Genomic DNA, 9,068 nt, shown 5'->3' with positions numbered 1-9,068 from the left:
GATCGAGCGTAAACCCGTAAAGCTGGTCGCCGCCGAGAAGCGCTCCGGGCATGCCCGGATGCTGTCCGCGACGACGACCGAAAGCCGTGGCGGCAACGTCGTAAATGAAGGGAGTTCGGTCGAAAAAGCACAAGTGATCCTCGCGTATTTGCGCGAGCATCAGCTCATCGACTACTGATTTTGATGCCTGTCGGCAAGAACCCAGGGATGCAAGGAATCCGGAGCAAACGATGAAAGTATCGGCAGACATTCGTGCATTGATCGAGCGGCGCAAGGAAGGGCACAGCCTCGAAGCGCCGTTCTACACGAGCGAGGACATCTTCGCGCTCGACATGGAGGCGATTTTCCGCCAGCACTGGATCCAGGTGGCGGTCGAACCGGACATTCCGGAGCCGGGCGACTACGTGACCGTGGAGCTGGGGAGCGATTCGATCCTGATCGTGCGCGACGACGACATGGCGATCCGCGCGTTCCACAACGTGTGCCGTCACCGCGGCGCGCGCCTGTGCAACGAAGACAAGGGCTCGGTCGGCAACATCGTGTGCCCGTACCACAGCTGGACCTACAACCTGACGGGCCAGCTGATGTTCGCCGAGCACATGGGCGAGAAGTTCGACCGCTGCAAGCACAGCCTGAAGTCGGTGCACGTCGAGAATCTCGCGGGCCTGATCTTCGTCTGCCTCGCCGACGAGCCGCCCGCCGACTTCGCGCAGCTGCGCGCCGAGATGGAGCCGTACCTGCTGCCGCACGATCTGCCGAGCACGAAGATCGCCGCGCAGGTCGACATCATCGAGGAAGGCAACTGGAAGCTCACGATGGAGAACAACCGCGAGTGCTATCACTGCGTCGCGAACCATCCGGAGCTCACCATCTCGCTGTACGAATACGGCTTCGGCTACCAGCGCTCCGACGCGAACGCCGAAGGCATGGACGCGTTCGCTGAAACATGCGTGCGCCGCGGCAAGGAGTGGGCCGAGATGGGCCTGCCGTCCGAAGAGATCGAGAAGCTGCTCGACGTGACGGGTTTCCGCACGCAACGCCTGCCGCTCGATCGCCACGGCGAATCGCAGACGCTCGATGCGAAGGTCGCGTCGAAGAAGCTGCTCGGCGGCTTCGACAAGGCGGACCTCGGCGGGCTGTCGTTCTGGACGCAGCCGAACTCGTGGCACCACTTCATGAGCGATCACATCGTGACGTTCTCGGTGATCCCGCTGTCGGCCGGCAAGACGCTCGTGCGCACGAAGTGGCTCGTGCACAAGGATGCGAAGGAAGGCATCGACTACGACGTGAAGAACCTCACGGCCGTGTGGAATGCGACCAACGACCAGGATCGCGCGCTCGTCGAGTTCTCGCAGCGCGGCGCGACCAGCAGCGCGTACGAGCCGGGCCCGTATTCGCCGTTCACGGAAGGTCTCGTCGAAAAATTCTCGGCCTGGTACATCGGCCGGCTCGCCGAAAAAACCGGCGAATAAGCGTACAGCAGCGTACAAGCGGAGTTAGACATGATGCGAGATGCGGCCAACTTCGAGCCGACGGACAGCCGGGTGACGCACCCGGCGTTCTGGAACGCCCTTCCCGAGCGCTGGACGAGCGACGTCGAGGAAACGCTGGTGTGCTGCCACGTGCGGCAGGAAACGCACGACGTGAAGAGTTTCTTCTTCCGTTCGCCGCAAGGCCGCTCGTTCTCGTTCGAGCCCGGGCAGTTCCTCACGCTCGAGCTCGACATCGACGGCGAGACGATCAACCGCTGCTACACGATCTCGTCGTCGCCGGCGCGGCCGCACACGGTGTCGATCACCGTGAAGCGCGTGCCGGGCGGCAAGGTGTCGAACTGGCTGCACGACAACCTGCAGCCGGGCGCACCGGTGCGCGTGCTCGGCCCGGCCGGCGAGTTCACGTGCGCACGGCATCCGGCGCGCAAGTACCTGTTCCTGTCGGCCGGCTCGGGCGTCACGCCACTGATGTCGATGAGCCGCGCACACCATGATCTCGCGGAAGATCGCGACATCCTGTTCGTGCACAGCGCACGCACGCCGGACGACATCATCTTCGCGCGCGAGCTCGACCTGATCGCATCGAACCACACGAATTTCCGCACGTCGTTCGTCGTCGAGCGGCTGGGTGCGCGGACGAACTGGCCGGGCGTCACGGGCTTCCTGACGCTGCCGTTGCTGAAGCTGATCGCACCGGATTTCATGGAGCGCGAGATCTTCACGTGCGGCCCCGCGCCGTACATGAAGGCCGTGCGCGACCTGCTCGACGAAGCCGGCTTCGATCGCAAGCAGTATCACGAGGAAAGCTTCTCGTTCGAAACGCTCGCGCAAACTGCAAGCGACGAACTGCTCGCCGATCTCGCCCCGCCGGCCGAAGGCGCCGACACCGACACCAAGCAGTACACGGTCAGCTTCGCAAAGAGCAATCGCGAGATTTCGTGCGGCTCGGAGCAGCACGTGCTCGACGCGGCACGCCAGTCGGGCGTGCGGCTGCCGGCCTCGTGCACGCAGGGCATGTGCGGCACCTGCAAGGTGAAGCTCGTGTCGGGGCAGGTTGAAATGAAGCACAACGGCGGCATCCGCCAGCGCGAGATCGACCAGGGCATGGTGCTGCTGTGCTGCAGCAAGCCGCTGTCGGATCTCGTGATCGACAAGTAGTCGCATCACGCCATCGGTTGTCCGGGTGCGTCGCGCCCGGACAAGCATCCGTCGGAAAACAACGATACCGCGGATTTGTGGTTGAAGAACCTAGAGAGACAACGCGCACGGTGCGCACATCAAGGAGATCGACCATGAAGCTGTTCGGAAAACTGTTGTGGACCGGCGCACTGTCGGCAATGGTGGCACTGAGCGCATCGGCGCTCGCCGATACGAAGCCCACGCTGAAGATCGGTTACGTCGAAGGCTGGGACGACAGCGTGGCGACGTCGAACGTCGCGGCACGCATCATCGAGAAGAAGTTCGGCTATCCGGTCCAGCTCGTGCCGGTCGCGGCCGGTGTGATGTGGCAGGGCGTCGCACGCGGCGACCTCGACGGCACGCTGTCCGCCTGGTTGCCGGTCACGCAGGGCGCGTACTGGGAGCAGTTCAAGTCCAAGGTCGTCAATCTCGGCACCAACTTTCCCGACGCGAAGATCGGCCTGATCGTGCCGGCCTACGTGAAGGCGAAGAGCATCGACGACCTGAACGCGGAGAAGAGCGATTTCGGCGGCCGCATCGTCGGCATCGACGCCGGTGCAGGCGTGATGCGCAAGACCGACGACGCGATCAAGAACTACGGGCTGAACTACACGCTGATGCCGAGTTCGGGCAGCGCGATGACGGCCGAACTCGCGCGTTCGATCCATGCGAACAAGCCGGTCATCATCACCGGCTGGGCGCCGCACTGGATGTTCGCGAAGTGGAAGCTGCGCTTCCTCGAGGATCCGAAGAAGGTGTACGGCGACGCCGAGCACGTCGACAGCGTCGTGAATCCGGCGCTCGAAACGAAGGCGAAGCCGGTGGTCGCGTTCCTGAAGAAATTCCAGTGGAAGCCGGGTGAAATCGACAGCGTGATGCTCGCGATCCAGAACGGCTCGAAGCCCGATGCGGCCGCCGATGCGTGGATCTCCGCACACGCGGATCGCGTGAATGCGTGGACGGAAGGCGCGCAGTAAAGCGCGACGATTCGCCGCAATAAAAACATGAAGAGACAGTCCGGGATTGATCAGCAGGATACCGAAACAATCGCACTGCGATGCGGTCATATCCCGGAATTATTTTTTTGATTCTGCAAGAAAGCCCGTAAATTGTTACACTACGGCCCTTGTGCGGAGTCATCACAGGAGGAATTGGATGAGTCAGGCAGGACTGCGTGCGAACAGCACCAGTGATGTTGAGGCAACCATCTCACATGATTCGACGGGCCACACGCTGCATCGTGGCCTGACTTGGAAAGACGCTTTTTGGGTGACGAGCGGCGTGCCGGCAGGCGTGCTGTTCACGATCGGCGGCGTATGCGCGACGATCGGTCAGCCCGCGTGGGCGATCTGGATCGCCGCGATCACGATGGGGCTGGTTCAAAGCGCGACTTATGCGGAAATATCGGGACTATTTCCCCATAAATCGGGCGGCGCGTCCGTGTATGGCGCGATCGGCTGGGTCCGTTACAGCAAGCTGATTGCCCCGGTTTCCGTGTGGTGCAACTGGCTCGCGTGGTCGCCGATGCTCGCGCTCGGTTGCGGCCTCGCGGCAAGCTATGCGCTCACGAGTCTCTTTCCCGCCGACGCGGCGGTGCTGCACTGGCAGCTCAAGGTTGCGGATCTCGGGTTCATCAAGCCGGGTCTGTCCCTGCGGATCAATGCGACGTTCATCATCGCGACGATCCTGCTTCTCATTACGTTCAAGCTTCAGCACAGCGGTGCATCGAAGGCTGCGCGCACTCAGCGCATTCTCGGTATCGCGTCGCTCACGCCGCTTCTGATCGTCGGCATCGTGCCGTTCATCACGGGCGACGTGCCGATGTCGAACCTGCTCCCGCTGCTGCCGCTCGGTCACGACGCGCACGGCAATCTCACGGCCGCGACGTTCGGCTCGTGGAACGGGCAGGGCGTCACGATGGCGCTCGGCGCGATGTTCATGGCCGGCTGGGCGTCGTACGGCTTCGAGACGGCCGTCTGCTACACGCGTGAATTCCGCGATCCGCGGCGCGATACCGCCAAGGCGATCTTCTGGTCGGGCGCACTGTGTCTCGTTGTGATGACGCTCGTGCCGTTGGCGTTCCAGGGCGCGCTCGGCACGCAGGCGATGCTCGATCCGTCGATCGGCGACGGCACCGGCGTCGCGGCCGCGATGGCGAAGATCGTCGGCGGCGGGGCATGGGTCGCGAATGCGGTCGTCGTGATGCTGATGCTGTCGATCCTGCTGATCGTGATGACGTCGATGATGGGCTCGTCGCGCACGCTGTACCAGGCATCGGTCGACGGCTGGCTGCCGAAGTACCTGTCGCACGTGAACGAGCACGGCTCGCCCACGCGCGCGATGTGGACCGATCTCGGCTTCAACCTCGTGTTGCTGATGATGTCGGACTACATGACGGTGCTGTCGATCTCGAACGTCTGCTACATGCTGTTCGTATTCCTGAATCTTCAGTCGGGCTGGATCCACCGGATGGATCGCGGCAACTGGGATCGGCCGTTCCGCTGTCCGACGTGGCTGCTCGTCGGTGGCTCGATCTGCGGCTACGCGAACCTCGTGTATGTCGGCGCGGGTGCGAACCTGCAGGGCGACGGTACGCTGCGCAACGGCCTGATCGCGATGCTGCTGATCGTGCCGGTGTTCCTGTTCCGTCACTACTGGCAGGATCGTGGCCGGTTCCCCGCGCAGATGCAGCGCGACATGGAACTCGAAGTGCCGAAGCGTGCGATGTGGCTGAACCTGATGCCTTACGCGGCGCTGGTTGGCGCTGGGCTGACGATCTGGCTGTCGTATTACTTTGCGTGGGTGAAGTGACGCGGTAATGCGTGCGTGCCGCAGCACGCGATGGCTCCGGAAACCGCACACGGGGCCGTCGCGGGACCGCGGCACGTCATGCGCGATAATGCCGGCGTGACAGGATGCCCGCCGGGAAATCGTGATGCCGTGTTCCACATGCCTGAAATTCCCGTTACCTACATCGAACTACGATGAGGTGGCGGTGAATGAACCCATGCAGTCCGAGCTTTATCGCTGCCGCGCGTGCGGTCAGTTGATCCGGACTGGCGCGCTGGAGCGCGCGATTTCCTACCTCTCGTCCGGCGACGCCGGGCAGCAGTTTCCCGGCTTCGATCCGTCGGCACCGTGATCGGGCCGGCGTGTCCCATTCCGGAAGTCAGGTCATGCAACCGGGCGCGGCAGCTTGATTTTGAGAATGATCGGTTCTAATATCGGCTTCCATGAGCCCGACCTCGACATCTTCCGGCACCCGTGACAGGGGGCGCCCACGCGAATTCGACACCGACGAGGTGATCGACGCGGCAGCACGCGTGTTCTGGGAGCAGGGGTATCACGCGACGTCGATCGACGCGTTGTGCGAGGCGACCGGCGTCTTTCGCGGCAGCCTGTACCGCACGTTCGGCGACAAGCACGGGTTGCTGGTCGCCGCGTTCGACCGTTATGCGGAAGGCGCGATCGCCCGACTCAAGGAGCGTCTCGCGGCGGATCTGCCGCCGCGGCAGGCCCTCCGGGATGCACTGCTGTACTACACGGAAATCGGTGTACGGCTGTCGGAGCGACGCGGCTGCTTCATCACGAATTCGGCCGTCGAACTCCTGCCCGGCGACGACGCATTGCGCCCGTACATCGAATCGACGCTGCTTCGCATCGGCACGCAATTCAGCCTGGCCATCGCACGCGGCCAGCAGTCGGGCGATTTCGACCGGAATCTCGATCCGGAAGAGGTGGGCCGGTTCCTGCTGTGCCTGATCCAGGGGATGCGCGTGCTGGGCAAGTCGAGCGCGTCGGAGGCGGAACTGGCATCGATCGTCGATATCGCGATGCGGGCGCTGACCTGATTTTTTTTGATTATTTTGGGAATGATCGGTTTCAAATGTGAGGCATTCCGGGTGCCCGCGTCGAGACCGTGAAGGGCAGGCAAGGACGGCAAGGAAGTTGATGTGACACGGCCGCTGCGCGCAGCCGCACCGGCATCATTGTTCAATTAATTTGGGAATGATCAGTCATGAATAACGCAACACTCGCAACGCCCGCCGCGAACGCGTACGGGAAGGGCGTCGTGGCATGTGTGACCGCGACGATCCTGATAGGCGTGATGTTTCCGGTGATGACCGATGCGTTGCGGTACATCGATCCCTTTACGTTCACGTCGCTGCGCTATCTGATCGCCGGCATCGGCTTCATCGGGTTGCTGCGGCTCGTCGAAGGGCCCGGTGCGTTCCGTTCGGCCGGCGAGCCCGTGGCACTCGCGTGGCTGCTCGGGTCGATCGGCTTCTGCGGATTCGGGTCGTTCGTGTTCCTGGGCCAGCAACTGGCCGGCGACGAAGGGGCGCTGACCGCGTCGATCATGATGGCCACGCAGCCGATGATGGGGCTGCTGCTCAACGCACTGGTGCGGCGTGTCGCGCCCGCGCCGGTGTCGGTGCTGTTCGTCGTGCTGTCCTTTGCCGGCGTGGCGCTCGTCATCACGCGCGGGGACGTGAGCGCCGCGCTGCACGCGCCGCAGCACTACGCGGCCAACGCGCTGATCATCGTCGGCGCGTTGTGCTGGGTCGTCTATACGTTCGGCGCGGCGCGCTTCACCCGCTGGTCGGCATTGAAATACACGACCTTCACGACCTGGCTCGGACTGACCACGATCGTCGCGGTCAATCTGCTGCTGATCGTCACGCACCGGATCGCGGCACCGTCACTCGCCGCGGTGCACGCGGTCCTGCCGCATCTCGCGTACATGGGGCCGGTAGCCGGCTTCGGCGCGATCCTGCTGTGGATGACGGGCAACCGGATTCTCGGGCCGATGAACGGCACGCTGTTCATGGACATCGTGCCGATCACGGCATTCGTCGTTTCCGCATTCACGGGCGTCGTGCCCAATCACGCGCAGATCGCGGGCGCCGCGCTGACGGGCGCGGCGCTGATCCTGAACAACCTGTACCTGCGGCGCAGGGCGCGTCGAATCGGCACGACGCCCGCACGCGTGCCGTCTGCGTCCACATGAGCGTCGCGCCCTTCGCGCCTTACGAAAACACCACCGTCCGATCCCCGTTCAGAAACACGCGCCGCTCGATGAACGCCTTCACCGCGCGCGCCAGCGTGAGCGATTCGACATCGCGCCCTACCGCGAGCAGTTGCTCCGGGCGCAACGCGTGATCGACGCGCTCGACGACCTGCTCGATGATCGGGCCTTCGTCGAGATCGTCGGTGACGAAGTGCGCGGTCGCGCCGATCAGCTTCACGCCGCGCGCATGCGCCTGGTGATACGGCTTCGCGCCCTTGAAGCCGGGCAGGAACGAATGATGGATGTTGATCGCGCGGTTCGCGAGCTTCGCGCTCGTTTCCTGCGACAGCACCTGCATGTAGCGCGCGAGGATCACGAGCTCGGCGCCGCTCGACTCGAAGAAGTCGAGCCACTGCGCTTCCTGCTGCGCCTTCGTATCGGCCGTGATCGGGAAGTGGTGGAACGGCAGCCCGTGCTGCGCGGCGAGCGGTTCGAAATCGGGATGGTTCGACACGATGCCGACGATGTCCATCTTCAGCTCGCCCATCCGCCAGCGGAACAGCAGGTCCGCGAGGCAGTGCTCGAGCTTCGACACCATGATCAGCACCTTCGGCCGTGCGTTCACGTCGTGGATGGCCCACTGCATGTCGCCCTGCTGGCCGCCGAGGCTGGCCGCGATCGGCGCGAATTCCTGGCGCAGCGCGTCGATCTGCAGCGTTTCATCCGTCGGATGAAAGACGCAGCGCACGAAGAAGCGGGTGCTGAGATCGTCGTCGAACACGTTCAGCGCATCGACATAGCAGCGATGGCGATCGAGAAAGCCGACGACGGCGGCGACCTGGCCGGCCGCGCTCGGGCACGACAGTGTCAGGACGAATTGATCGGGGCGATGCTCGGCGGTCATGAGACTCCTCGGGTGGCATGGGCGCACGGCCGTGCGGCGGCGCACGAAAGCGCCGCGCCGCGCGGGTAGCGGGAGGCTCAAGTAAATCAGGACGATTTTGGGGCGGATAGAACCAACGCGCCGTGTGGCTGGTATCGGCGCGCCAGCACGCGGGGGCGGGCAGGGCGCGTCAGGCGCTCGCGCACGCGTCGAGCAGCCAGCGTCGGAACACGTGGGTCGCGTCCGGCTCGGGCCGCTGCGGCGGCCGCACCAGGAAGTAGCCGCGCGACGTGACGACCGGCGCGTCAACGAGCTTCACGAGCTGCCCGGACGCGACGAGTTCGTCGACGAGCGGCGACCAGCCGAGCGCAACGCCTTCGCCGAGCAGCGCCGCATGGATCACGAGCGCGTAGCTGTTGAAGGTCACGCCGCGCGCGGCGGCGGCCGTATCGAGGCCGTGCGCGTCGAACCAGCCGGACCACGACAGCCAGCGCTCGGGGCG

9 protein-coding genes and 1 pseudogene are annotated in these 9,068 nt (G+C 64.2%); 8 read left to right on the top strand and 2 right to left on the bottom strand.

Annotated elements, in window-relative coordinates; all coding sequences use genetic code 11:
- The 8 genes and pseudogenes from JYJ84_RS21050 to JYJ84_RS21020 all read left to right on the top strand — a co-directional run.
- Window positions 1–178 (top strand): annotated as a pseudogene (locus tag JYJ84_RS21050) (electron transfer flavoprotein subunit beta/FixA family protein); the annotation flags it as partial.
- A 52-nt stretch (window positions 179–230) separates the two neighbouring features.
- On the top strand, window positions 231–1,472 hold the full coding sequence (locus tag JYJ84_RS21045) for an aromatic ring-hydroxylating dioxygenase subunit alpha (protein WP_122947844.1): 1,242 nt from the start codon (window positions 231–233) through the stop codon (window positions 1,470–1,472).
- Window positions 1,473–1,502: 30 nt separating this feature from the next.
- Window positions 1,503–2,651, top strand: a complete 1,149-nt coding sequence (locus JYJ84_RS21040) for a hybrid-cluster NAD(P)-dependent oxidoreductase (protein ID WP_122947843.1) — start codon at window positions 1,503–1,505, stop codon at window positions 2,649–2,651.
- A 134-nt stretch (window positions 2,652–2,785) separates the two neighbouring features.
- Window positions 2,786–3,649 carry a glycine betaine ABC transporter substrate-binding protein gene (locus JYJ84_RS21035; RefSeq protein ID WP_122947842.1) on the top strand — a complete coding sequence of 288 codons (864 nt, stop codon included), beginning with the start codon at window positions 2,786–2,788 and terminating at the stop codon, window positions 3,647–3,649.
- Between the two features lie 178 nt (window positions 3,650–3,827).
- Entirely contained in the window at window positions 3,828–5,483 is a 1,656-nt protein-coding gene (locus JYJ84_RS21030) for an APC family permease (RefSeq protein ID WP_122947841.1), read from the top strand.
- A gap of 196 nt (window positions 5,484–5,679) precedes the next feature.
- On the top strand, window positions 5,680–5,814 hold the full coding sequence (locus JYJ84_RS38265; protein WP_264172952.1) for a hypothetical protein: 135 nt from the start codon (window positions 5,680–5,682) through the stop codon (window positions 5,812–5,814).
- 91 nt (window positions 5,815–5,905) lie between these two features.
- Window positions 5,906–6,523, top strand: a complete 618-nt coding sequence (locus JYJ84_RS21025) for a TetR/AcrR family transcriptional regulator (protein WP_122947840.1) — start codon at window positions 5,906–5,908, stop codon at window positions 6,521–6,523.
- Between the two features lie 167 nt (window positions 6,524–6,690).
- Window positions 6,691–7,683 (top strand): DMT family transporter, encoded by a 993-nt coding sequence (locus JYJ84_RS21020; RefSeq protein ID WP_175223179.1) that lies wholly within the window; start codon window positions 6,691–6,693, stop codon window positions 7,681–7,683.
- A 19-nt stretch (window positions 7,684–7,702) separates the two neighbouring features.
- Here the strand turns inward: JYJ84_RS21020 and purU are convergent, their stop codons facing one another.
- Window positions 7,703–8,587: a formyltetrahydrofolate deformylase gene (gene purU / locus JYJ84_RS21015; protein ID WP_175223178.1), complete on the bottom strand. Its 885-nt coding sequence runs from the start codon at window positions 8,585–8,587 to the stop codon at window positions 7,703–7,705.
- 169 nt (window positions 8,588–8,756) lie between these two features.
- The coding region (locus JYJ84_RS21010) for a LysR substrate-binding domain-containing protein (protein ID WP_240201884.1) at window positions 8,757–9,068 on the bottom strand (312 nt) is incomplete at its 5' end.

Source organism: Burkholderia sp. LMG 13014, from assembly GCF_905232215.1.
Lineage (GTDB): Bacteria > Pseudomonadota > Gammaproteobacteria > Burkholderiales > Burkholderiaceae > Burkholderia.
Note: the sequence above shows the minus strand (reverse complement) of the source record. Positions and strands in the feature narration are given on the sequence as shown.